This window comes from Bradyrhizobium sp. CCBAU 11361 (assembly GCF_028128935.1).
Classification (GTDB): domain Bacteria; phylum Pseudomonadota; class Alphaproteobacteria; order Rhizobiales; family Xanthobacteraceae; genus Bradyrhizobium; species Bradyrhizobium niftali.
In genome coordinates, this window is the sequence record NZ_LBJZ01000192.1 from 185330 (window position 1) to 210255 (window position 24926).

The 24926-nt window shown below is 65.8% G+C and carries 21 protein-coding genes and 1 pseudogene; 9 read left to right on the top strand and 13 right to left on the bottom strand.

What is annotated here, in order from left to right; genetic code table 11:
- Positions 1–22 precede the first annotated feature (22 nt).
- Positions 23–1123, bottom strand: coding sequence for a hypothetical protein (locus tag XI08_RS32820; RefSeq protein ID WP_271577577.1), 1101 nt, complete (start codon positions 1121–1123; stop codon positions 23–25).
- A 389-nt stretch (positions 1124–1512) separates the two neighbouring features.
- Between XI08_RS32820 and XI08_RS32825 the strand changes: the two genes are divergently transcribed.
- Entirely contained in the window at positions 1513–1869 is a 357-nt protein-coding gene (locus tag XI08_RS32825; protein WP_271577578.1) for a hypothetical protein, read from the top strand.
- A 173-nt stretch (positions 1870–2042) separates the two neighbouring features.
- On the opposite strand, the gene XI08_RS32830 is transcribed toward XI08_RS32825, so the two are convergent.
- The 3 genes from XI08_RS32830 to XI08_RS32840 all read right to left on the bottom strand — a co-directional run bounded on the left by XI08_RS32830 (position 2043) and on the right by XI08_RS32840 (position 4547).
- Positions 2043–2312: a hypothetical protein gene (locus tag XI08_RS32830; protein ID WP_271577579.1), complete on the bottom strand. Its 270-nt coding sequence runs from the start codon at positions 2310–2312 to the stop codon at positions 2043–2045.
- A 193-nt stretch (positions 2313–2505) separates the two neighbouring features.
- Positions 2506–3870 carry a sensor histidine kinase gene (locus XI08_RS32835; protein WP_271577580.1) on the bottom strand — a complete coding sequence of 455 codons (1365 nt, stop codon included), beginning with the start codon at positions 3868–3870 and terminating at the stop codon, positions 2506–2508.
- Complete coding sequence (locus XI08_RS32840; RefSeq protein ID WP_271577581.1) at positions 3867–4547, bottom strand: response regulator transcription factor; 681 nt, start codon at positions 4545–4547, stop codon at positions 3867–3869. Before XI08_RS32840 ends, XI08_RS32835 begins: the two co-directional genes overlap by 4 nt.
- 533 nt (positions 4548–5080) lie before the next feature.
- On the opposite strand from XI08_RS32840, the pseudogene XI08_RS32845 reads away from it, so the two are divergent.
- The 3 genes and pseudogenes from XI08_RS32845 to XI08_RS32855 form a co-directional block, all read left to right on the top strand.
- A pseudogene (locus tag XI08_RS32845) lies at positions 5081–5602 on the top strand (MipA/OmpV family protein); the annotation flags it as partial.
- 49 nt (positions 5603–5651) lie between these two features.
- Entirely contained in the window at positions 5652–5783 is a 132-nt protein-coding gene (locus tag XI08_RS32850; protein WP_271577582.1) for a MipA/OmpV family protein, read from the top strand.
- Between the two features lie 6 nt (positions 5784–5789).
- Complete coding sequence (locus XI08_RS32855; RefSeq protein WP_271577583.1) at positions 5790–6530, top strand: hypothetical protein; 741 nt, start codon at positions 5790–5792, stop codon at positions 6528–6530.
- 4 nt (positions 6531–6534) lie between these two features.
- Here XI08_RS32855 and garD read toward each other — a convergent pair whose 3' ends face one another.
- The 8 genes from garD to XI08_RS32895 form a co-directional block, all read right to left on the bottom strand.
- Positions 6535–8076 carry a galactarate dehydratase gene (gene garD / locus XI08_RS32860; RefSeq protein WP_271577584.1) on the bottom strand — a complete coding sequence of 514 codons (1542 nt, stop codon included), beginning with the start codon at positions 8074–8076 and terminating at the stop codon, positions 6535–6537.
- 125 nt (positions 8077–8201) lie between these two features.
- Positions 8202–9650, bottom strand: a complete 1449-nt coding sequence (locus tag XI08_RS32865; RefSeq protein WP_271577585.1) for an aldehyde dehydrogenase family protein — start codon at positions 9648–9650, stop codon at positions 8202–8204.
- A 22-nt stretch (positions 9651–9672) separates the two neighbouring features.
- On the bottom strand, positions 9673–11031 hold the full coding sequence (gudD, locus tag XI08_RS32870) for a glucarate dehydratase (protein WP_271577586.1): 1359 nt from the start codon (positions 11029–11031) through the stop codon (positions 9673–9675).
- A 29-nt stretch (positions 11032–11060) separates the two neighbouring features.
- On the bottom strand, positions 11061–12005 hold the full coding sequence (kdgD, locus tag XI08_RS32875) for a 5-dehydro-4-deoxyglucarate dehydratase (RefSeq protein WP_271577587.1): 945 nt from the start codon (positions 12003–12005) through the stop codon (positions 11061–11063).
- 123 nt (positions 12006–12128) lie between these two features.
- On the bottom strand, positions 12129–13034 hold the full coding sequence (locus XI08_RS32880) for a LysR substrate-binding domain-containing protein (RefSeq protein ID WP_011088611.1): 906 nt from the start codon (positions 13032–13034) through the stop codon (positions 12129–12131).
- 123 nt (positions 13035–13157) lie between these two features.
- Entirely contained in the window at positions 13158–14510 is a 1353-nt protein-coding gene (locus XI08_RS32885) for an MFS transporter (protein ID WP_271577588.1), read from the bottom strand.
- 351 nt (positions 14511–14861) lie between these two features.
- On the bottom strand, positions 14862–16814 hold the full coding sequence (locus XI08_RS32890; protein WP_271577589.1) for a hypothetical protein: 1953 nt from the start codon (positions 16812–16814) through the stop codon (positions 14862–14864).
- 101 nt (positions 16815–16915) lie between these two features.
- Entirely contained in the window at positions 16916–17998 is a 1083-nt protein-coding gene (locus tag XI08_RS32895) for a lysylphosphatidylglycerol synthase transmembrane domain-containing protein (protein ID WP_271577590.1), read from the bottom strand.
- Positions 17999–18426: 428 nt separating this feature from the next.
- Here XI08_RS32895 and XI08_RS32900 point away from each other — a divergent pair, with 428 nt between their 5' ends.
- The 3 genes from XI08_RS32900 to XI08_RS32910 all read left to right on the top strand — a co-directional run bounded on the left by XI08_RS32900 (position 18427) and on the right by XI08_RS32910 (position 23136).
- Positions 18427–18933: a YciE/YciF ferroxidase family protein gene (locus XI08_RS32900; protein WP_271577591.1), complete on the top strand. Its 507-nt coding sequence runs from the start codon at positions 18427–18429 to the stop codon at positions 18931–18933.
- Between the two features lie 279 nt (positions 18934–19212).
- On the top strand, positions 19213–20622 hold the full coding sequence (locus XI08_RS32905) for an MFS transporter (protein ID WP_271577592.1): 1410 nt from the start codon (positions 19213–19215) through the stop codon (positions 20620–20622).
- A 114-nt stretch (positions 20623–20736) separates the two neighbouring features.
- Positions 20737–23136: a bifunctional diguanylate cyclase/phosphodiesterase gene (locus tag XI08_RS32910; RefSeq protein ID WP_271577593.1), complete on the top strand. Its 2400-nt coding sequence runs from the start codon at positions 20737–20739 to the stop codon at positions 23134–23136.
- A 5-nt stretch (positions 23137–23141) separates the two neighbouring features.
- Here the strand turns inward: XI08_RS32910 and XI08_RS32915 are convergent, their stop codons facing one another.
- Positions 23142–23576, bottom strand: a complete 435-nt coding sequence (locus XI08_RS32915) for a hypothetical protein (protein WP_092193320.1) — start codon at positions 23574–23576, stop codon at positions 23142–23144.
- A 79-nt stretch (positions 23577–23655) separates the two neighbouring features.
- Here XI08_RS32915 and XI08_RS32920 point away from each other — a divergent pair, with 79 nt between their 5' ends.
- Both XI08_RS32920 and XI08_RS32925 read left to right on the top strand, forming a co-directional pair.
- Entirely contained in the window at positions 23656–24243 is a 588-nt protein-coding gene (locus XI08_RS32920) for a hypothetical protein (protein WP_271577594.1), read from the top strand.
- Positions 24244–24305: 62 nt separating this feature from the next.
- Positions 24306–24905, top strand: a complete 600-nt coding sequence (locus XI08_RS32925) for a YdcF family protein (RefSeq protein WP_271577595.1) — start codon at positions 24306–24308, stop codon at positions 24903–24905.
- Positions 24906–24926 lie beyond the last annotated feature (21 nt).

The window sequence follows — 24926 nt, forward strand, 5'->3', positions numbered from 1 at the left end:
GCTCACCCGGGCTACGGAATAGTCAATGCGTCCGCTCCTTCCTGCACGGCGCATAGAAGGTGCCGCTGCCGGCGACGACCCGCTCGAGGCATTGGTGGGGATCGGTGATCTCGCCGTCGACCTGGAAGTAATAGGCCTGCGTGCCGAGGCTCAGGACATAATGTCCTGGCGGAAGTTCGAGCCCTGAATCGCCAGTGTGAAGCTCGTGCATCTCGGGTGTCCCGGGAATCGGCGACACCCGGAACGGATAGGCGAAATTGCGGATGACGCCGACGTCGTCTCCGCCACTCAGCGTCTTGCCTGCGGCGTCGGTCGTAAACTCTCTGACGATCTTCGCCACGACCCGAACCTCGACGCGTTCGGGAACCGCGTGTGCGACGTCGCGGCGGAACACGATGAATTTGACGCGGCCGTTCGGCAGGTGCGGCCGGTCAGGCTTCCTGAACTCCGTTGATATCGCGACGCGCATGTCCGGCGCCATGATGCCGGTCGCATTCAACTCCGCCAGCGATTTGTCGTCGATCAAGGCGTAGACGCCGTAGTCGGTCGGAAGCACGCGCGCCGGTTTCGCCGGCGGCGCGACGGCGGTCACCATTTCCGGCTTGCTGACCGCGATCGTCGTCTCCGGTTTGGGCGGGACCAGCGCGATCTCCTGCGCCTGCGACGAAACCAGCCGGCGCAACGCGGCGATATGGTCTCGCTGCGAGATGAGAAGGACGATGGCGCCGGCGGCAAGCAGGATGGCCCCTGTACGCTTGATCACGGGCCAGAGCGGGCCTGAGATCGCAGGCCGCCTGGATGTCTCGATCCCCGATCGCAGGACCGGAGCGTCGGCGGACAGAAGTGGGCCGCTTGTCTCACCCGCCTTCGACGATGTGAGTTGATGTTGCGGCAACCGCTCCAGCGGCGCCTCTTCACGCGAGAACTTCTCGACCTCCTCGATTGCGACCTCGAGCGCCCGCTTCATCTGGTCGATGTTCTTGGCGTCGGCGTAGGTGAACTGCTCCTGGAGCTTGTAGCGGGCAAGATCGTAGACGAGCTGCCGCCTGAACTCCGGATCGTTCTTCACCGTCTCGAGCATGCGCGAAATCACCAGCGCAAACTGCACCTCGTTTGCGGGCAAATCGGTCGCGTCCTGCTGGCCAGGGAGCAACTCTCTCGAACTCATAGCGCTGACGGTCCAGGGCCTGTCACGCCAACACCCGATTTCTCTAATCGAAACAGTCGTTTAAGCAATGCGATAAAGTTCGCGGCAACGTTCGTACACGTCCCGGCGCGACAAGGAAAGCCTCCAAAATGGCCACGGCAGATCGCCGGTGCGCCGAACATGCGGAATGTGCACACAAGAGCCTGCGGCAGTAGTTCCCCGGAATGCGCGCTGGCGCCGGATTTGCATAGCTGTCGCAAAGCCGCTGGGGAGCGAGTCGCCGTCTCCACGCCTGCCGCCACCGCGCGGAAGGCGGACGGCGGCGTCTGTCCCTCGCGGCGCTGATTGCGATCCGCGGAGACGACATGCCACTTGCAAGACTATGTGCGGCGGCGCTGCTGGGGCTGATGGCGCCGCTTGCGACCTCGGCGCTGGCGCGCGACGACGGCCGCTACGCCAACTCGCCACTCAAGCCCTGGTTCGAGAGCCTGCACAGCGAATACGGACAATGCTGCTCGGATGCCGACGGCTACGTGGTCGCCGATGTCGATTGGGAATCCGACAAGGGCCGCTATCGTGTGCATCTCGATGACGAATGGGTGGTCGTGCCCGACGGCGCCGTGATCACCGAGCCGAACAAGATCGGCCGCACCATGGTGTGGAAGCACTATATCGACGGCCATCCGCGCGTGCGCTGCTTCATGCCGGGCAGCATGACGTAGAAGCGTGCGAGCGCCGAATTCCTGACGGTGCGGAAGAGGTTCGTCCTGCCTGGGCCCGTCCCGGGCACCTACGATTGTGCCCTGCGCAAGACGTGGATGGCCGGGACGAGCCCGGCCATGACGTTGTGGAAACTTCAGCGCACACGATGAAATCGTCGTCGGGTGGTGGACGCTTAGCGCGCCTCGCTCTCCGAGCCCGCGCTCGCGAGCCGCTTCACGCGGGGCGACAGCACCGAGACTTGCGCGGGCGAGGCGGGCATGCTGGCGACGGTCATCGCGGGCGCTGCCGACTGCTCCTCGACGCCGGCGCCGCCGAGCACCTGCACCTGCGTTGCCGAGATCGGAAACGACTTCACTTCGTAAGAGGGAAGCTCGCCGGCGAGCGCCCCGGCCGAGCTCGCAATCATCACGCCGGCAATGGCAATCATCGAGAGAACACGCATTGGAAAATCTCCGTGGAAGATGGCAATCGGAGGTTTGGTCGCGTCGATGCCGCAACAGGTTCGCTTGCGTGCGCACATTCCTGTCGCCTTCGGCGAATATATTGGTTGCTTGATGCGAAGGGACGAAACGAGGAAGAAGTTTTTCGCGCCAATGTTTCCGGACGGTTTCGCGGGAAGAGCCGATGCGCCTCGCCTAGCGCTCTTGCAGATCAAGCTGCGGAGATTTGACCGCCGCGTTGGCCGCGGGAAAGTGCAGGCGCATCGTCGTGCCAAGCCTCGGCGCGGAAGAGATGACCAGCTCGCCGCCGTGGGCGGCCATGATCTCGCGGACAATCGACAGGCCGAGGCCCGCACCATCGCACGCGCTGTTGCCGGTCTGAAATGGCTCGGTCAGCCCGTGTTCGGCGCCATCGGGCAGGCCCGCGCCGTCATCGTGAATCGAGACGCCATCGCGGCTGAGCGTGGCGGTGATGCGTCGCGCGCCGCGGGCATGGATGAGTGCGTTGCCGACGAGATTGGCGAGCGCGCTGCGAATGGCCGCGTCCACGCCCTGCACCAGGAGCGGTCCCTGGTCGGCCCGCTCCAGCGCAAGCTCTATGCCGGCGTCCAGCGCCGACGGACCGAAATCGGCCAGCACGTCCAGCGTGATCTCGGCTAGTTCGATCGGCCGCTTCTCGATCGCGTGATTTTGCAGGCGCGCGAGGTCGAGCATGGCGGAGACCAGCGAGGTGAGGCGGCGGACGTCCCGCACCAGCTCGGCCTTCAGGGCCGGTTCGGACACGTCCTCGATCTTCGCGCGCAGCAGCGTGAGCGGCGTGCGGAGCTGATGGGCGGCATTGCCGAGAAAGCGGCGCTGCATCCTGATATAGGCGTCGATCTCGCCGAAGGCACGGTTGAGCGCCTTCACAAGCGGCTTCAGCTCGCGGGGGACCTCGGACAGCGATATCAGGCCTTGCGGTGCTGCAGGATCGATCGCGAGCGCGCGAAGCGCGACACGTTCGATACCGCGTGAGACGAAACGCGCGGCCAGCGCCGCGCCGGCGGCAACGGTCGCGGCAAAGGCCAGCGCTAGCAGCGTGATCGAAAAGACACTGCGGATGAGAAAGTTTCTCGCCATCCGGCCGAAGCGGACTTGAGGCTCGCCGACCATCATCGCGAGCTGCAACGCCCCCCGTTGCACGACGGCGAGGCAGAAGGTGCTCTTCTGGTCGAGCGTGCTGAAGACCGATGAGCCGACGGGCCCGTGATAGGGAAACGCAAAGGGGAGGGCGGGCCGGCGTTCGCTGCCGTACTCGCTGACCAGCTCGCCCGCGGACACGACATACCAGAGGTTCGGGCTGTCCGCTTTCAGCTCTTCGAGGGCGCGCGTCGGGCGCACCGTCAGGTTCTGCCCTTCGACTATGGTGGCGCGGTCGAGAACGGCGGCCACGACCCGGCAAGCCCTGAACTCGCGCTCCTCCATCGGATAGCGCCAGATGAAGAGGCCGAGCATGATCAGGAAGATCGTCGTCGCGGCGATGCCGAGCGACAGTGCAAACGTCCGGGCGATCGACGTCATCGCGGTGTTGCCAGCCGCAGGATGTAGCCGATGCCGCGCATGCTGCGGATCTCGACGTCGCCGCCGAGCGCGGCCAGTTTCTTCCTCAGCCGCGAGACCTGCGCTTCGAGCGTGTTGGACTCGATCTCGTCGTCGAAGCCGTAGATCTCCTCGATCAGGGCGGCGCGTGTGATGACACGGTCGCGCCGCATCAATAGCGCTCCGAGGATCAGCGCCTCGCGCCGCCGCAGCAGGATTTTGGTGTCGGCGACCACCGCTTCGTTGCTGCCGAGATGCAGCTCGACATTGCCGAGCGACAGCACCGCGGGCGCGAGCAGGCGAGGCCGCCGCAAGACGGCGCGCACCCGCGCGATCAGCTCCTGCGGCTCGAACGGCTTGCCGAGATAGTCGTCGGCGCCGCAGTTGAGGCCGTCGACGACATCCTCCTTGGCGTCCTTGGACGTCAGCATGATGATCGCGGGGCGCTCCGGCGACCGGCTCAATGCCGTGACGACCTCGAGCGCATCGCCGTCCGGCAGCATCCGGTCGACGATGGCGAGATCGTATTTGAAATTGTCCAGCGCCTGGCGGGCGTCGGCAATCGAGCCGACGAGGTCGACGACGCCGTGCAACTGGCCGAGCAGGCGACTGACATAGGCGCCGATCTGCGGTTCGTCTTCGATCACGAGGGAGCGCACGCGGATCGTCCTTGACTCTGCTGGGGCAATAACACCCCGACCTTGACGCTCCCTGGCCGAATTCCGGCATTTCGGTTCGTGCGCGAGGTTCCCTTTAAGGCAGCGAGCTTGGCGAATAAAAGGCAGGGACGAGGGCGCTCACCTCGCGCGCGGTCAAAGTTCGGAGCGTGAACGCGTCCCGGGCAATGTTCGGGCAATGTTGGTCCGGCGGCGCGCCTGGCGCGGAATGTCGCAGGGGCGGTCGGCCGTTGCAATCTTGGGGCAATTTTGCCGGACCACATGCTGTGGCTCCAACCACACCAGTCGACCAGGCCCAGCAGGGTCCGGTCCGGGGCCCCGTAATGAAGCAATTTGACGAAGCCGCTCTCGATCGTGCGGCGGGCGCGCAGCAGAGCTTGCTGAGCGCATTCCTTGCCGCACTTGGCGTGATCATGGCGATCCCTCAGTCTGCATCCGCGCAGACCGCATTCACGCTGCCGGCCCCGCCGTTCGACCTGCCGATGCTGCCCTCGCCCTCCGGCAACTGGACCGTCATGGTCGGCATCGGCGGCGAATACACACCGGACTTCGTCGGGTCGAAGAACGGAAAATTCCGCCCGATTCCGATCTTCTCCATTCGCCGCGCCGGATCGGTCGACCAGTTTCGCGGCCCCCGCGGCAGCGCCAGCATTGCGCTGCTCGACGTCGGCAATTTTCGCGCTGGGCCTGCGTTCAAATACGTCTCGTCGCGCAAGAGCGACAAATATTCCGAGTTGACCGGCCTTGGCGACGTCAAGGCCGCATACGAGCTCGGCGGCTTCGTCGAATATTATCCGGTCGACTGGCTGCGCCTGCGCAGCGAACTGCGACAGGGCGTGGGTGGCCATACCGGCACGGTGGCCGACGTTTCCGCCGACGTTATCGTGCCGCTGATTCAAAGGCTCACGATCTCGGCCGGCCCGCGCTTCACCTGGAAAAGCACCAAGGCGACCGCACCGTATTTCGGTGTCGATGCCACGCAGACGCTGGCGTCGGGACTGCCGATGTATGATGCCAGGGGCGGTGCGCACTCGGTCGGCTTCGGCAGCCAGATCTCCTATCGCATCAACCCGCAGTGGGAGGTCCATGCCTATGTCGAAATACGAGAAGCTGCTCGGCGACGCCGCGGACAGCCCGCTGGTGAAGCTGCGGGGATCGTCGAACCAGACCACGATCGGCCTGGGCGCGTCCTATTCATTCGACTTCAGGATTCGATAGGTCGCCATGCGCCGTCATGCTGTTCTATGGATTGCCCTCGCGGTCGCTTCCGTCGCCCTCGGTGCCGCCGCGGCGTTCGAGACGCGCGCGAGCCGGCTCCAGGCGATCAAGACCGTCGGCATCGTCTCGGCCATCGGCGAGGAGATGAGCCTGACGCAGGCCGGGCTGACCGCGCTCGGCAGTGCCGGGCAGAGCGCCTCGATCAGCGCCTGGGGGCTCGACGAGATGATCGTCCAGCAGGCGACGAAGCTCTTGAGCCCACGCTTTCGCGTGCAGCCGGTAAGCTATAGGCGCGCCGCGTTCGCCGCGATCAGGGATTCGGCGGTCGCGCCCGTCAATCTGCTGCGCAGCGATCCGTTCAAGGAGCTGGTTCGCAGCGATGTCGCTCCGCAGGGGCTGGATGCCTACATCGTCATTACAAGGGCAAGATCCAAGCTCGGCAGTGGCCGCAACGTCGAGGGCATCGGGCTCGTCCAATACCGGACGCTGCTCGCAGACTACGGCCTGATCCACGCGCTCTACGAGGTGCGCGTGATCGACGGCAAGTCGTTTGACGTGATCGAGAAGCGGGCGGCCGCGCCGCTCGACAACACCGGGACCATGCGGCTCGCCGGTCCGAGCGGGCCGGTCGACGAGACGTTTGACGGTCCGGCGTCGGGGGAACGGCTGCGCACGGCGATTGTGGATCTCGTCGCGCGCAGCCTTCCGGTCACGCTGAGCGACATGCACCTGATGGAAAGTCAGTGACCCCTCAGGTCACCGGCGCCGGATTGAACAGCGTGAGGTCGTTGTGGATGCCCCAGCGGTCCGACCACGGTTTGGTGCGGCCACTGGCGACGTCGAGGATCAGGCGGAACAGGTCCCAGCCGCATTCCTCGATGGTCTTCTCGCCGGTGGCGATGCTGCCCGAATCGAAGTCGATCAGGTCCTTCCAGCGCCGCGCGAGCTCGCTGCGGGTTGCGACCTTGATCACGGGCGCAGCCGCAAGGCCGTAGGGCGTGCCGCGGCCGGTGGTGAACACCTGCAGCGTCATGCCGGAGGCGAGCTGAAGCGTGCCGCAGATGAAGTCGGAAGCGGGCGTTGCCGCGAACAGCATGCCCTTCTGCGTCGCCTTCTCGCCGGGCGAGAGCACGCCGGTGATGGCGGACGAGCCGGACTTGACGATCGAACCCAGAGACTTCTCGACGATGTTGGCGAGGCCGCCCTTCTTGTTGCCGGGCGTGGTGTTGGCGCTGCGGTCGGCGCCGCCGCGGGCGAGATAAGAATCGTACCAGGCCATTTCGCGCACCAGCGCGCGGCCGACGTCCTCGTTGATCGCGCGTCGCGTCAGGAGCTGGATCGCGTCGCGCACTTCGGTCACTTCCGAGAACATCACGGTGGCGCCGGCGCGCACCAGGAGGTCGGCGGCGAAGCCGACCGCGGGGTTCGCGGTGACGCCGGAGAACGCGTCGCTGCCGCCGCATTGCAGGCCGATGACGAGGTCGGAGGCCGGGCAGGTCTCGCGGGTGCGCTTGTTGAGGATTTTCAGGCGTGCTTCTGCCTGGGTCATGATGGCATCGACGATCGCGCCAAAGCCGTCGAAGGCCTCGTCCTGCATGCGGACAATGGCGTCGCTGATGCCTTCCGGCACCAGCCGCTCGGGCGCAAGCTTTTCGCAACCGAGGCTGATGACCAGAATCTCGCCGCCGAAATTCGGGTTGAGCGCCAGGTTCTGCAGCGTGCGGATCGGCACCACCGCGTCGGGCGCGTTGATGGCGACGCCGCAGCCATAGGCATGCGTCAGCGGCACGACGTCGTCGACGTTCGGATATTTCGGCAGCAGCTCGGCGCGGATGCGCTTCACGGCGTATTCCATCGTGCCCTTGACGCATTGCACGGAGGAGGAGATGCCGAGAATGTTCTTGGTACCGACCGAGCCGTCCGGATTGCGGAAGCCTTCGAAGGTAAAGCCTTCCAGCGGCGGCAACGGAGCCGGCACGGCGGTCGAGATCTCGAGCTTGTCGAGGGCGGGGGCTTCCGGCATGCGGATGCGTGCCTCATCCACCCATTCGCCGGCCAGGATCGGCGAGAGTGCGTAGCCGATCACCTCGCCATAGCGGACGATCGGCGCATCCTGCGCGATATCGACCAGAGCCGTCTTGTGCCCCTGCGGCACAAAGGCGCGCAGCGTCAGTCCGCAGGCAAAGCGGGAGCCGGCGGGAAGCCCGAAATCATTGACGACGATCGCGACATTGTCGCGCTCGTTGAGCTTGATGTAGCGGGGCTGCTCTTTCGCTGCGACGTCCTGGTCCATCGAGGACTCCGGGATTTGTAGGGTGGGTTAGCGCAGCGTAACCCACCAATGTCTCTGTCCGCGGAAGCAGAAGGGGTGGGTTACGCTGCGCTAACCCACCCTACGATGTGTACGATACCGGCCTATCAACCCGGATAGGTGTAGGCCGTCTTCACCGTCGTGTAGAACTCGCGCGCATAGGAGCCCTGCTCGCGGGCGCCGTAGCTCGAACCCTTCCGGCCGCCGAACGGCACGTGATAGTCGACGCCGGCGGTCGGCAGGTTGACCATCACCATGCCGGACTCGCTGTTACGCTTGTAGTGCGAGGCGTATTTCAGGCTGGTGGTGCAGATGCCGGAGGCGAGGCCGAACTCGGTATCGTTGGAGATCGCGAGCGCTTCCTCGTAGTTCTTGGCGCGAATGACGGCGGCGACCGGGCCGAAGATCTCTTCGCGCGCGATGCGCATGTTGTTGTTGGCTTCGGTGAACAGCGCCGGCTGGAGATAGTGGCCGGGCGTCTCGCGCTTGAGCAGCTCGCCGCCGAAGGCGAGCTTTGCGCCTTCGTCCTGGCCGATCTTGATGTAGCGCAGGTCCTGGTCGAGCTGGCTCTGGTCGACAACGGGGCCGATATGCACGCCGGCCTTGAGTGCGTCGTCCACCGACAGGCCCTTCAGTCGCTCGGCCACCGCGGCGACGAAGCGGTCATGGATGCCTTCGGTGACGATCAGGCGCGAGGAGGCGGTGCAGCGCTGGCCGGTCGAGAAATAGGCGCCGTTGACGGCGACTTCGACGGCGGTCTTGAGGTCCGCGTCGTCGAGCACGACCAGCGGATTCTTGCCGCCCATCTCGAGCTGGAACTTCTTCATCGGATGCGACAGCACGCAGGCCTGCGCGATCTTGCGCCCGGTCTGCACCGAGCCGGTGAAAGAGATCGCGGCGACGTCGGGATGATCGAGCAGGGTCTGGCCGACCACGGAGCCGGAGCCGACGACGAGGTTGAAGACACCGGCCGGAATGCCGGAGCGGGTGATGATCTCGGACAGCGCATGCCCGGAGCCCGGCACCAGCTCGGCGGGCTTGAACACGACAGTGTTGCCGTAGCAGAGCGCGGGCGCGATCTTCCAGGCGGGGATCGCGATCGGGAAATTCCAGGGCGTGATCATGCCGACGACGCCGACGGGCTCACGGGTGAGCTCGACATCGAGACCGGGACGGACGGACGCACCCTTCTCGCCGATCAGGCGCAGCGCTTCGCCGGCGAAGAATGCAAAGATCTGGCCGGCACGGGCGACCTCGCCGATGCCCTCGGGGAGCGTCTTGCCTTCCTCGCGGGCGAGCAGGCGGCCGAGCTCTTCCTTGCGGGCGAGGATTTCGAGGGAAATCTTGTTCAGCGCGTCATAGCGCACCTGCGGCGTCGACTGCGCCCAGGCGGGGAAGGCGGCCTTGGCTGCCGCAATCGCCTTCTCGGTCTGCGCCTTGTCGGCCTTGGCGTACTCGCCGACGAGGTCGTTGGTGTTGGAGGGGTTGATGTTCTTGGTGACGCCGGAGCCATCGACCCATTCGCCGCCGATGAAGTTCTTCAGGATCGCAGTCATCTCATTCCTCCAGGGAAGTTTTCTAACGCACGAGGCAGGGACGCTTGTCGTCGAAGGTCCAGCCGGGGATCAGGTCCTGCATGGCAATAGCGTCATCGCGGGCGCCGAGTCCATGCTGCTTGTAGAGGTCATGCCCGGCGTCGATGGCCGCCCTGTCGATTTCGATACCCAGGCCCGGCCTGTCGGGGACCGCAATCTTGCCGCCCTTGATCTGGAGCGGCTCCCTGGTCAACGCCTGGCCGTCCTGCCAAATCCAGTGGGTGTCGATCGCGGTGACCTTGCCCGGGGCGGCGGCGCCGACATGGGTGAACATGGCGAGCGAAATGTCGAAATGGTTGTTGGAGTGCGAGCCCCAGGTCAGGCCGTTGTCCCGGCAGGTCTGGGCCACGCGCACGGAGCCTTGCATGGTCCAGAAATGGGGATCGGCCAGCGGAATGTCCACCGCCCCCAGGCGCAGCGCGTGGGAGAGCTGGCGCCAGTCGGTGGCGATCATGTTGGTCGCCGTCGGCAGGCCCGTGGCGCGGCGGAACTCGGCCATGATCTCGCGGCCGGAGAAGCCGGCCTCGGCGCCACAGGGGTCCTCGGCATAGGCGAGGATGCCGTGCATGTCCTTGCAGAGGCTGACGGCCTCGTCGAGCGACCAGGCGCCGTTCGGGTCCAGCGTGACACGCGCGTCGGGAAAGCGCCTGGCGATCGCGGTGACGGCCTCGATCTCCTGCTCGCCGCGGAGCACGCCGCCCTTGAGCTTGAAGTCGGCGAAGCCGTAATGGTCGTGGGTGGCCTCCGCGAGCCGCACCACGGTCTCCGGCGTCATCGCTTCCTGATGGCGGAGGTTGAACCATTCCGCCTTGCCGGTCTCGCCGGTGACGTAGTCGAGCCTGGACTTGCTGATGTCGCCGACGAAGAAGAGATAGCCGAGCGTCTCGACGCTCTTGCGCTGCTGGCCTTCGCCAAGCAGCGCGGCGACCGGCAGGTTGAGATGCTGGCCGAGCAGGTCGAGCAGCGCGGACTCGATCGCCGTGACTGCATGGATCATGACGCGGAGGTCAAAGGTCTGCTTGCCGCGGCCGCCGGCGTCACGATCGGCGAAGGCCGTGCGGACGTCGGCGAGGATGTTGTTCATTGCGCCGACGGTCTTGCCGATGACGAGATCTCGGGCATCCTGGAGCGTCTGCCAGATCTTCTGCCCGCCCGGCACCTCGCCGACGCCGGTGTGGCCGGCATTGTCGGTGAGGATGACGATGTTGCGGGTGAAGAACGGCGCATGCGCGCCGCTCAGATTGAGGAGCATGCTGTCGCGGCCCGCGACCGGGATCACCTGCATCGCCGTAACGACCGGTGCGCCGGCGACTGGCGCGCCGGAGATTTCAGTCTGGGCCATCGCGCGCTCCTCCCTGCTGTGTTCGGTCGTTATTCTGCAGCCTGTTGTGACGAGCGGATGGCGGGCAGGTTCTTGACCAGCGCGGTGAGCTCCGCAATCTCCTGCTCGGTGAGATCGGTCAGCGGCGGGCGGACCGGGCCGGAGTCGCGGCCAATCACCTTCATGCCGGCCTTGATGATCGAGACCGCATAGCCCTTCTTGCGGTTGCGGATCGCGATCAGCGGCAGGATGAAATCCTTCAGCCCGGCTTGGATCGTGGCGTGATCGCGCTTGCGCACGGCGGCGTAGAAATTGGTCGCGAATTCCGGCACGAAGTTGAACACGGCCGAGGAATAGGTCGTCACGCCCATGTCGAGATAGGGCAGCGCGAAGGTTTCCGCGGTCGGCAGGCCGCCGATATAGGTGAGACGGTCGCCGAGCTTGGTGTAGACGCGGGTCATCAGCTCGATGTCGCCGATGCCGTCCTTGTAGCCGACGAGGTTCGGGCAGCGCTCGGCGAGGCGGGCCAGCGTGTCGGGCTGGAGGATGGCATTGTCGCGGTTGTAGACGATGACGCCGATCTTCACGGCGGCGCAGACCGCCTCGACATGGGCGGCAAGGCCGTCCTGCTCGGAATGGGTGAGATAGGGCGGCAGCAGCAACAGGCCGTCGGCGCCGGCCTTCTCGGCGCCAATGGCGATCTCGCGGGCGATCGCGGTGCCATAGCCGGTGCCGGCGAGCACGGGCACGCGGCCCTTGGTCTCCTCGACGGCGATCTTGACGATCTGCGGAACCTCGGTCGGCGTCAACGAGAAGAACTCGCCGGTGCCACCGGCGGCGAACAGGCCTGCGACGTCATAGCCGCACAGCCAGTCCATGTTGGCGCGGTAGGTCGCCTCGTCGAAGGAGTAATCCGCCTTGAACGGCGTGACGGGGAAAGACAGGAGGCCCGATCCGATCTTCTGGGCCATTTCCTGCGGGGTCATCTTGCTCATGGGCGCGGCTCCCTAATTGCGTGTTGTGGAGGACGCAAGCCTGCGCGTCCATGCGCCGTGGTTTAGGAGACCGTTCGATGCGCGTCCAAGCCAAAGCCTATATCGACTGATGCGAAATCAGCATCAATCTTCCATGGTCTCCGCCGAGGACAACTCACCTGCGATTTTGACCAGCGCCGACAGCAGCGGATTCTCGTCGTCGCGGCGCCAGACCATGAACAGCTCGACCGGGACGCGCGTGCGCAGCTTCAGGGGGCGCAGCCGCACGTCGGAGATCTTCAGGCTTGCGGCCGCGGCCGGCACGATGGCAAGGCCGAGGCCGGCACGGACCATGGCGAGGATCGAGTGGATCTGGCTCAGGTGCTGGACATAGCGCGGCAGCACGTCGGCGCGAGTGAACAGCGCCACCAGGAGATCGTGGAAGTAGCGGCTCTCATAGGGCGAATACATCACGAAGGGCTGGTCGTCGAAATCCTTGATGGTGATGCTGTCGGCGCTCGCCAGCGGGTGCTTCTTCGGGATTGCGGCAAGCAGGGGCTCGGCGACGACGCGGCGGCTGGCCACTTCAGGGCGCGCGATCGGCGGCCTGAGCAGGCCGGCGTCGATCTGGCCGGAGCTGAGCGCCTCGAACTGGTCGCCGGAGACCATCTCCTTCAGCGAGAAATCGACTTCGGGCAGCTTGGCGCGGCAGGCCGCGACGAGCTCTGGCAGGAAGCCGTAGGCGGCCGCTGCCGTAAAGCCGATCTTGAGTGAGCCGGTCTTGCCCAGCGCGATACGGCGGGCGACCTGGGAGGCGCTTTCCGCAAGCTTCAGGATGCGCCGCGCCTCCGGCAGGAAGCTGCGGCCCGCAGGGGTCAGGCGCACCGAACGGCTGGTGCGCTCCAGCAGCGGCGCATCGATGATGTGCTCGAGCACCTGGATTTGCCGCGAGAGCGGCGGCTGGGTCATGTTCAGCCGCGCGGCGGCGCGGCCGAAATGCAGTTCCTCCGCCACCGTGACGAAACAGCGGAGCTGGTTGAGGTCGAACATCGATACATGCCTTAGATGAATAAGGCGTTTCCCCGGCGCTTCTAGCATCGATCATCCCCAAAACAAAGACGGCGGCTTTTTGAGCCGCCGTTGAGTTGCCTGGTCAAGCTCCCGTGGGAGCCCTCAGGAGGAACGTTTGAGCACCACGCGCTCGATCTTGCCCACCACGACGAGATAGGCGAACGCGGCGACCATCGCGTTGGCGCCGACGAACAGCAGTGCACCGTTGAAGGAGCCGGTCGCGGCCAGGATGTAGCCGATCACGATCGGGGTGGTGATCGAGGAGAGGTTGCCGAAGGTGTTGAACAGGCCGCCGGAGACGCCGCCGGCTTCCTTCGGCGAGGTGTCGGAGACGACGGCCCAGCCGAGCGCGCCGATGCCCTTGCCGAAGAAGGCGAGCGCCATGAAGCCGACCACCAGCGCCTGTCCGTCGACATAGTTGCAGGCGATGATCGACATCGACAGCAACATGCCGCCGACGATCGGGATCTTGCGCGCCATGGTCAGCGAGCCCGTGCTGCGCAGGATCGCGTCCGAGATGATGCCGCCGAGCACGCCGCCGATGAAGCCGCACAGTGCGGGCAGCGTCGCGACGAAGCCGGCTTGCAAGATCGACAGCCCGCGCTCCTTGACGAGGTACACCGGGAACCAGGTCAGGAAGAAATAGGTCAGCGTGTTGATGCAGTACTGGCCGAGATAGACGCCGAGCATCATGCGGTTGGAGAGCAACTGGCGGATATGGTCCCACCCGGAGCCGGCCTCTGGCGCGCGCGCCTGCTTCAGATCGTCTTTGGGTGCGTCGAGATCGACCAGCGCGCCACCTTCCTTGATGTAGTCGAACTCGGCCTCGTTGATCCCGGGATGCTCCTTCGGGCCGTAGATGGTCCTGATCCAGACGAGGCCCATGACGATGCCGAGGGCGCCCATCACGAAGAACACGAAGCGCCAGCCGTAAGCGTGTGCGATCCAGCCCATCAGCGGCGCGAAGATCACGGTGGCGAAATACTGTCCCGAGTTGAAGAAGGCGGACGCGGTGCCGCGCTCATTGCCGGGAAACCAGGCCGCGACGATGCGGGCATTGGCGGGGAAGGAGGGCGCCTCCGCGATGCCGACGAGGAAGCGAAGTGCGAACAGCACGACGATCGCGGTACCGGCGCTGAAGAAGCCGACCCAGCCCTGCATCATCGTGAACAGCGACCAGACGATGATGCTGAAGGCATAGACGAGGCGCGAGCCGTAGCGGTCGAGCAGCCAGCCGCCCGGCACCTGCGCGATGACATAGGACCAGCCGAACGCCGAGAAGATGTAGCCCATCGCGACGGGATCGAGATGCAGCTCCTTGGAGAGCGCGGGGCCTGCGATCGAGAGCGTGGCGCGGTCGGCGTAATTGACGGTCGTGACCAGGAACAACATGGTCACGATGAACAGCCTGACGCGAGACCTCCTCACGTCCGCTGCGGACACCACTGCGCTCATCACGCGCCTCCTTAGAACTCGAAATGTTTCCTCACCACGACTCCTAGAGGCGCGCGCAGCAGAGTGTCCAAGTTGAAGGGAGTATCGATCGATGCCGATTTTGGATTGATGGAACGGCAGGTGGGAGGGAACGATTGTGGGCTGACGAGCATGCGTAGGCAAGATGGCGCCACGCACTCAACTGTCATTCCCCGCGAAGGCGGGGAATCCAGTACACCGCGGCTTCTCGATTCAATCACAGCCGTCACGGAGTACTGGATCGCCCGCCTTCGCGGGCGATGACAGCAGGTGTGTGGGGAGGGCGAGCCACGAGCTCGCAATGGCGGCGTGGAGAGAGCTCGCTCTCGCTTCCTACCGCTGTGCGCCCGGCAACAGCGGCGCCAATAGTCCCCGCGTCACGCCCGGCGGCACGGCATCGAGGCCGAGCACGGCGCTCGCGGCCGGAAACGCCGCATCCGCCATTGCGGCGTGGCCTTCGGCGCTTGGATGCACGGCGCCGCCATAGACGGCGGAGAGCACCCCCCAGGTGGCGTCGTGGATGTCGGTCGGCTGGCTCGCGGCTGGCAGGCCTTGCGGATAGGTCATCGCCGCGAAGTAGCTGTCGTTGGCGTCGCGGATCCAGCGGGCGCGCGGCAGATAGGCGCGATACTCCGAGGCGCCGCGGCCGCACAGCATCGGCTGGCTCGCCGCCGTCACGATGTCCGGATTGAAGCTCTGGCCGTTCTCGGCAAAGCAGGTGCGGTCGAATTCGGGATCGTTGCCGGAATGGGCGCAGAAGCCGTGGTCTGCGAACGCTGCCTGATGCGCGTCGACGAAGGTCATGCGGTCGGCTTCGGGATCGCGGCACAGCGCGCCGCGGGTGCAGGTGGCGAGCCCCTTCAGCTGCGGCAGGAATTCGGTGTCGACGAAGGTCGAGACGCGGGCGAGGCGCTGCGGGTCGGCGTTGAAGGACGGATGAATGTCGAAGCCGGCGCGCCCACCGCGGCAGGGCACGCCGCCGCCGGCGAGCGCCGGATTGGCGTAGGAGACGTAGACCACATGCGAGAGGTCGCCGCCGACGAGCGGCTTCAGCGCCTCCCGCAGCTTGACGAAGTTCTGCGGCAGCTCGCGCGCCAGCGCATCGCGGGATTCGTCGACGCTCGCCATCACGCCGGAGCGGCGGAACAGCGCGCGCTCGGTCGCGGTGTCGACGATGACGTCGGCGACGAGACCGGAGAAGTAGACATCATTGGCACCGACCGAGAGCAGCACGAGGTCGAGCGTGCGGTCCGGCTGGCGTTTCTTCGCCGCGGTGAGCGCCTCTCGCAGCTCGGCGACCTGCGCGTTCACGCTGGTCTGACAACTGCCGTTCTTGCTGGGCGCGCATTCGCGGGCGCGCTGCGAGCCGAGCAGCCCGTCGCCGATGCTGGCGCCGGTGCAGGCGAGCGGCAGAAAGGTCACCGCGACGTGGGTGTAGCGCACCGCGAGCGCCAGCGCGGTGCGGGCCTGATAGCTGTAGAGCGAGCGGTGGCAGGGGGAGTTGAACCAGAGCGCGCCGTAGCGCTGCCAGTTGGCGAGCGTATCCGGCGCCTCGCAGGCGCGTCCGCCTTTATAGCTGGCGCGGCTCGGCCGGTAGTACTGCCCGCCGGCGGTGCCGAGATAGGAGCGGAAGCAGAAACCTTCGTCCGACAGCGCCAGCGGCCGGTCGGGATTGCCTTCACCCGAGGCGATGCTGTCGCCGAGGCCGGCGACGAAGATGTCGCGGACCTGGATCTCGGCCTGAACGCGCTGGGTCGGATCGGAGCCAGAGGAGACGTCGACGCTCGCGACCGTCTGCTTGCCGTAGCGGACGCGCAGGTTGACCGGTTCGGCGCAGTCGAAGGTCTGTTGTCGCGGCCCGTCGCCGTCGTCGAACGACCAGGCGCAGGTGGCGCCGACCGGCACCGCGCCGACGAGGCGCACGGTGACGGGGTGGTCGACCGGGGTGATGTAGTCTTCCTTGGTGTTGTCGCGGGTGCAGGGCTGATTGACCCGGCCCTGGAGGTCGATGCATAGCCGGTTGACCATGTTGCGAGCCCAGCCGCGGCCCTCGCTCTGGAGCTCCAGCGACTGCTCGGCGGCGAGGATGCTGCGGTTGCGCGCGTTCTCCACATGAAGCAGGAAGTCGCGCTCCTCGCGGAACAGGCGGAAGCGGTTGCGCACCTCCCAGGAAATCTGCATGGCGCCGGCGTCCTGCGCGGCTGCGCGCTCGGGCGGCAACGCAGTCAAAATCCCGGCAAGCAGCAGGGCGCCTGCGAAGAAGGTGCGAAGAGATGATCGGATCATGGCCCGCGTGTTCAACGGCAAAGTTGAGGCGGAAATAAGAGAGGATTGCTCCCCCGCCCGCAACCTTTGTCTGACGATCTTGCGGGCCGCCGTCCAGCGCCTCAGCGCTTGCTGGCCTGCCGCAGCGACCGTTCGCGCTCCATCGCCGCCACCTGCTTGGGCAGGTTGGTCTGGGCGCAGGCCTCCGCCAGCCGCCGTCGCTCCTGCCAAGGCTCGACCACGTTCATCCAGAGCTCGCGTGCGCCCATGATGGAGATGGCGAGGCCGAACGGGATCACGAAATAGAGCAGGCGGAACACCAGCAGCGTCGCCAGAAGCTGCTCGCGGCCGAATTCCGGCAGCGCCACCAGCATGGCGGCGTCGAATACGCCGATCGAGCCGGGGGCATGGCTGGCAAAGCCGAGCAGCGTCGCCAGGATGAACACGACGGCGAGCGACAGGAAGTCGATCGGCGGATTGGCCGGCATCAAGAGGTACATCGCCGTGGCGCAGAAGCCGAGATCGACCACGCCGATCAGGATCTGCACCAGCGTCAGCGGTGCCGAGGGCAACACCACCTTCCAGCCCTTCTGGCCGAGCTCGCGGCGCTTCTCGCCCATGCACAGCCAGACCAGATAGGCGCCAATCGAGGCGAGGCCGCCGAGCGCGATCAGCCGATTGATCGGCGACGGGAGCTGATCCATGTAGGAGGCGGCATCGGGATGGATGGCCATGCCGATCGAGAGCACGAAGATGTTACCGAGCCAGAAGGTCAGGCCTGACAGGAAGCAGATTTTCGCAACGTCGATCGCGTTCAGCCCATAATCCGAATAGATCCGGAAACGGATCGCTCCGCCCGTGAACACCGTGGCGCCGATGTTGTGGCCGATCGAATAGGACGTGAAGCTGGAGAGCGCTGCAATGCGATAGGGCACGTGCTTCTTGCCGATCGTTCGCAGTGCAAAAAAGTCGTAGAAGGTCAGCGTACAGAACGCGAAGAACACGCAGATGGCCGCCAGCCCGATATTCCCGCGGGGAATCTCGGTCAATGCCGTCAGGATGACGCCGGTGTCGATACCCTTGAGGGTCCGCACCAGGGTGGTGATTGCGAAGGCAATGATGAAGACGCTCGCGGCAATTCCGAGCCGTCGCCAGCCAATCCATCTCTTGAAGCCGCGCTTCAACGCGGGCAGCAGTCCGTGCATTCATCCTCCCGGCGGGGGGCAAGACCGACAAGGCCAGGTATTGGCCAGTCGGGCGCGATGGTTGCCAAAGGCAGGCGTCGATCGCTAGGCATGATCCAGATCATTTAAGGCAAAAACGGTGACTTGTGCAGCCCTTGACAAGGATAGGTTCTGTGCCGGACCGGCGACTTTTGTCATATGTGGTTCACATCGGACGCGCGTTAAGCATATGAATCGTCAGACCGGCCCGGCCCGCGCGTTCGTATGTTGGCATGGTTTCATATCGTGCCGTTCGCTGCATTGTTCCAGCGCAAGCGATGCCGGCCTTTTAGGAACGCCGATGCCGCGTGCCCGTTAGCGCCTCATCAGCAATCGAACATGGCGGAAATATGCGGCTATTCGTGCAAGCCGGTGCCTCCGTGTTCCCGAAACCCAAGAGGATCGGAACGATGGGACTGTTCACAAAAGACATCAAAACCATGAACGACCTGTTCGTGCACCAGCTCCAGGACATCTACTATGCCGAGCAGCAGCTCACCAAGGCGCTGCCGAAAATGGCCGACAAGGCCACCGACCCGCAGCTGAAACAGGGCTTTTTGACGCACCTCGAGGAAACCAAGCAGCACGTCAAGCGGCTCGAGGAAGTGTTCAAGATGCACGGCGCGCAGGTGAAGGCGGTCGACTGCCCGGCGATCGACGGCATCATCGAGGAGGCCGACGAGACCGCCGGCGAAGTCGCCGACAAGGCGGTGCTCGACGCGGCGCTGATCAATGCGGCGCAGGCCGCCGAGCATTACGAGATCGTGCGTTACGGCAGCCTGATCGCCTGGGCCAAGCAGCTCGGCCGGACCGATTGCGCCGCCGTGCTCGCCAAGACGCTCGAGGAAGAGAAGGCGACCGACAAGAAGCTCACGACGCTTGCCGAGAGCAAGGTGAATTTGCGCGCGGCAAGCTGATGACGGTTTAGCCGACGACCGCCGCGCGGTGGTCCCGCGCGGCGCGTTGTTTCCCGCTTCATCTGCTGTCATGCCCCGCGAAGGCGGGGCATCCAGTACTCCGCAGCGGGACTTCGTTTGCACAATTTCCGCCGCGGAGTACTGGATCGCCCGCCTGCGCGGGCGATGACACCGAATGTGGAGTCAGTGTATCGCTCCACATCCATCCTTCGTCCATTGTCGAAGCATGACGGCGGATCGGCGGCCTATATTTCGCATGGGGCTGCATCGGAGGGCAGCATGCGAGCAAGCATCATCAAATACGAAGCCTTCGACGACGGAGCCGGCGCGCCGCGCGCCTCGTCGCGTCCTGCAACCGCGCTGACGCTGGCCGCGATGAGCCTCGGTTATGGCGTGGTGCAGCTCGACGTCACCATCGTCAACACCGCGCTCGATGCGATGGGCAGGACGCTCGGCGGCGGTATTGCCGAACTGCAATGGGTCGTCAGCGCCTATACCATTGCCTTTGCCGCCTTCATCCTGACGGCCGGCGCACTCGGCGACCGGATCGGCGCCAAGCGCGTCTTCATGGCCGGGTTCGCCATCTTCACCGCAGCCTCGCTCGCCTGTGCGTTGTCGCCCAATGCAATCGTGCTGATCGCGGCACGACTGGTCCAGGGCCTGGCGGCGGCGATCCTGGTGCCGAATTCGCTGGCGTTGCTCAATCATGCCTACGCGGACGACCGCGCGCGCGGCCGCGCCGTCGCGATCTGGGCCGCCGGAGCCAGCCTTGCGCTCACCGCGGGCCCCTTCGTCGGCGGCGCACTGATCACGCTCGTCGGCTGGCGCGCGATCTTTCTCGTCAACCTTCCGATCGGCCTCATGGGCCTTTGGCTGAGTTGGCGTTATGCAACGGAGACCACGCGCGCGCCATCGCGTGAGATCGATCTGCCCGGCCAGCTTGCGGCAATCGGCGCGCTGGGGGCGCTCGCCGGCGCGATCATCGAGGGCGGCGCGCTTGGCTGGGACGATCCGGCCGTGCTCGCGGCCTTCGCTTCAGCCCTCGTCCTGGCCGTGCTGTTCGTCTGGCGCGAGATCCGCGCGGCGCAGCCGATGCTGCCCCTGTCCCTGTTTGGTCACCGGCTGTTCACCTTGACTGCGCTCGTCGGCCTGCTCGTGAACATCGCGATCTACGGCCTGATCTTCGTGCTCAGCCTGTACTTCCAGAGGATCAACGGGCTGTCGGCGTGGTGGACCGGAATAGCCTTCGTGCCGATGATGGCCGCGGTGCTCCCGGTCAATCTGCTGGCGCCGCGCCTCGCCGAGCGCATCGGTCCGTGCCCGACCATCGTCGTCGGCGCCTGCATTTCGGCGCTCGGCTGTCTCGGCCTGCTGTGGATCGAGGCTGACACGAGCTATTGGATGATCTGCGCGCAGATGATCGCGATCAGCGGCGGACTCGGGCTGCTGGTGCCGCCGCTGACCTCGACCCTGCTGGGCAGCGTGGAGAAGGCGCGCTCCGGCATCGCGGCGGGCGTCCTGAACGCGACGCGGCAGACCGGCAGCGTGCTCGGCGTTGCGCTGTTCGGCTCGCTGGTGGCCTCGGATGGTGCGTTCATGGCCGGCCTGCACGCATCGCTGGTCGTATCGGCCACCGTCCTGCTGCTCGCTGCCACCGTGATCTGGACCGGCGCGCCCTCGCGAGGATGAACAATATGAGTAAAGGCGCACATCTTCCGTTCACCATCCCCGGAACGAGGACATAGCCGGTTACCGACTGTCCACCTCTGCCGGTTCTAAGTGCAGGTCCGATAGGTGCCGGCAATGTATCAAGTTCTCTACTGTCTTACGGACCAGCATGATTGGCGTCTGGTCGCGCTCGGCGGGGCGGTGTGCCTGCTCGCGAGCGCGGCGGCGATCAGCCTGTTCTACCGCGCGCGGGCGGCGAGCGGGGGTGCTCGCGTCTCGTGGATCGCGCTCGACGCCATCGTCGCCGGCTGCGGCATCTGGGCAACCCATTTCATCGCGATGCAGGCTTACGGGCCCGGCGCCGGCGGCGCCTACAACATTCCCGTGACCGTCCTGTCGCTGATCTTCGCGATCGCGGTCACCTTCGTCGGGCTGAGCATCTCGGTGTCGGCGACGCGGGCGATCCCGGTCGCGCTCGGTGGCGCCGTCGTTGGTGGCGGCGTTGCCGCAATGCATTACACCGGCATGATGGCGCTCGAGATTCCCGCGCGCATCGGCTGGGAGACCGCCACCGTGACGGTCTCGATCGTTCTTGGCATTATCTTTGGATCGCTTGCGCTGGTCGTCGCGGGGCGGCGCGACAGCCTGGCGAATGCGCTCGGCGCGACGGTGCTGCTGACCGTTGCCATCGTCTCGCATCATTTCACCGCCATGGGCGCCGTGGAGCTGACGCCGGATCCTGCGATCGTCGTCAGCGGCCTGTCGATTCCGCCGGCCTCATTGTCAATCCTCACCGCCAGCGCTGCAGTTGCGATCATCGCGATCGCGCTCGCAGCAGCTGTGCTCGACCGCCGTGCCAAGGGCGAGCTGGGACGCCAGCAGGTGGTGCTCGATACCGCGCTCGAGAATATGTCGCAGGGGCTGTGCATGTTCGACGCGGACGGCAAGATCATGCTGTTCAACGAGCGCTACGCGGCGATGCTTCGTCGCACCGATATCGCGCTCGCCGGCCGCCTGCTGGTCGACGTGCTGCGGGAAGAGCAGGCCAAGGGCCAGTGGCAAGGCGACGCGGATGAATTCTTCTCGCGCCTCGTGGCCGACGCGCGCGAGGGCCGCACGACCAGCCAGATCGTCAACCGGTTCGGCCGCTCCATCCGGGTCGTCAACCAGCCGATGCAGGGCGGCGGCTGGGTCGCGACCTTCGAGGACATCACCGAATGGCTGGAGGCGCAGGCGAAGATCTCGCACATGGCGCGTCATGACGCGCTGACCGGTCTGCCGAACCGCGTGCTGTTCCACGAGCAACTCGAGCAGGGGCTGCGCCGGGCGGGTTCGGGCGACCAGCTCGCGGTGCTCTGTCTCGATCTCGACCACTTCAAGGATATCAACGACTCGCTCGGCCATCCCATCGGCGATGCGCTGCTCAAGGAGGTCGGCCGCAGGCTGAGGGCGACCGTCGGCGAAAGCGACACGGTCGCGCGGCTTGGCGGCGACGAATTCTCCGTGGTCCAGATCGGACGGTCGGAGGAGGCTGCGGCGAGGTCCCTTGCCGGCCGCCTCGTCGAGGCGATCTCGGCGCCTTACGAGATCGACGGCCATCAGATCGTCATCGGTGTCTCGATCGGCATCTCGCTGTCGCCGCAGGACGGCAGCGATCCGGACGAGCTTTTGAAGAATGCCGACCTCGCGCTGTACCGCGCCAAGGCGGATGGCCGCGGCACCTACCGTTTCTTCGAGACCGGCATGGATGCGCGCGCGCAGGCGCGGCGTCTGTTGGAGATGGATTTGCGCGCGGCGCTGCAACGTGAGGAATTCCAGCCGTACTATCAGCCGATCCGCGACGTCGCCAGTGGTGGCGTGGTCGCCTTCGAGGCGTTGCTGCGCTGGAACCATCCGCAGCGCGGCCTGATCGCTCCCATCAACTTCATTCCGCTGGCCGAGGAGACCGGACTCATTGTCCAGCTCGGCGAATTCATGCTGCGCTCCGCCTGCGCCGACGCGGCCACCTGGCCGGACGATATCGATGTCGCGGTCAACCTGTCGCCGGTGCAGTTCAAGAACCCGAACCTGATCGCATCCGTGACTGAGGCGCTGATCGCCTCGGGACTGGCGGCGCGCCGGCTCGAACTCGAGATCACCGAATCGGTGCTGCTCCAGAATAGCGAGGCGACGCTGACCACCCTGCACGAGCTGCGCGCCATGGGCGTGCGCATCTCGCTCGACGATTTCGGCACCGGCTATTCGTCGCTGAGCTATTTGCGCAGCTTTCCGTTCGACAAGATCAAGATCGACCGCTCCTTCGTGTCGGAGCTCGCGACGCGCGAGGATTCCATGGCGATCATCCGCGCCGTGACCGGGCTCGGCCGCAGCCTCGGCATCGTGACCACCGCCGAAGGCGTCGAGAACGACGCGCAGCTCGAGCTGCTCAGGCGCGAGGGCTGTACCCAGGCGCAGGGCTACCTGTTCAGCAAGCCGCGGCCTGCCTCGGACGTGGCGTTGATGCTGGAGCGCCCGCGGCTGCGCGCGTCGGCGTAGAAAGGTCAGCCGCGGCGCAGGGCGAAATGCGCGCCGCAGAATGCCATCACGGCGCCAAGGCACAGCGCGGCGAGCCCGGCGAGCACGCCCGAGACCGTCGGGATCGGGCTCGGGGCCGAGGCCACCTGGCCGGCACCCGCAAGCAGGAGCACGCCGACCGCGATCAGGAATTGCCGCATCCGTTGCGGGATCTGGCCGTCCGCGGCGCTCTGCATCAATGTCGCCGTGAAATAGCCGCCGGAAAAGCCGACGGTAGCGATGAGCCACCAGGCGATCGCAGCGCCGGCCGGAATGAACTCATGCGTGTCGGAGCGCCAGAGGCCGCCAAGGTCGAGCCCGTAGCGCGCGCCCAGCATGTGCACCGCGAGCGCGAGCAGCACGCCGCAGATCACGGCTGCACCGAGAATCAGGCGGCGCGGAAAAAAGGTCGTCTCAGCCATGCCCCGCTTGTAGGATGGGCGAGGGCGACCGCGCAAGCGGGTCGCAGGCGGGATTGCGCGGACGGGGTCGATTGTCGAGATGCAGGTTTCGGACACGCAAGGCGCCCCAGGTGCGAGCTATGCCTACAAGGCGTCGCTGATCGGCTCGGCGCATCGTTTCGAGCTGACCGATGCCGGGCTGTCCTGGCACATCGGCGGCCGTTCCGGCCTGTGGCGCTATGACGAGATCAGCGCTGTCAGGTTGTCGTTCCGCCCGGTGTCGATGCAGCAGCATCGCTTTCGCGCCGATGTCAGCCACAGCGGTGGCGGCCGCATCGCGATCCTGTCGACGAGCTGGCAGACCGCGGCGCTGATGGCGCCGCAGGACAATGGCTTTCGCGATTTCATCATCGAGCTCCATGCGCGGATGGCGAAAGCAGGCAGCCGCGCGGTGCTGACCGCGGGCCTCGGCCGCAACACCTATGCCGCGGTGCTGGCGTTCATGGCGGTGCTGACGGTGGCGATGACCGGGCTCCTGGTCCGCGCGCTCATGATCGGCGCGTTCGCCGGCGCGCTGTTCATCCTCGGCTTTGCCGCGCTGTTCGCCTGGCAGGTCGGCGGCTTCGTGCGGCGCAACCAGCCGCAGAGCTACAGCTTCGATCGCGTGCCGAGATCCTTGTTGCCTTAGCTGCAATCGGCCGCAATCAAACGTGACTTCGCGCCCCGGCGGCGGTGTCGCATCGTGCTGCCATGCCAGCCCCGGATCGCAGCACGCGTCTGCCTGCGGCGGACGAGATCGCCAGGATCAACCGCACGCATCTGGTCGACACGGCCCTCCGGCCGGCCGACCTCCTGTTCATGTTCGGCACCCGCGAGGACGTCGCACTCCGCGCCGACACCGCCGCAAGGCTGTGGCGCGAGGGCTTGTTCCGCTGGTCGATTGTCAGCGGCGGCGTGACCCCGGGCTCGGAGCAATCTGAGTGCACCATCATCAAGGCGGCGATGGCCGCGGCGGGCATTCCGGCGGACCGGATCCTCGAGGAACATGGCGCGACGAACACCGGCGAGAACGTGATCTTCTCGCTGCCGGTGATCGATGCGGCGCTTGGGCTGCAAAATCTCCGCAGCGTGATCTGCCTCGGCAACACCTGGACCGCGCGTCGCTACCCGATGACGCTGCACCGGCACTGGCCCGAGGTCGAGAAGATGCTGCTCACCGTCGATAGCTTTGCGACGCCGCGCGCGCTCTGGCACACCGATGTCGAATTTCGTCGTCGTGTCCTGCATGAATGGGACAAGATCGAGCCGTACAAGGCGAGGGGCTTTATTGCGGAATGGCCGCAGGGCTGACGGGCAGGACTCCGGTTTTGA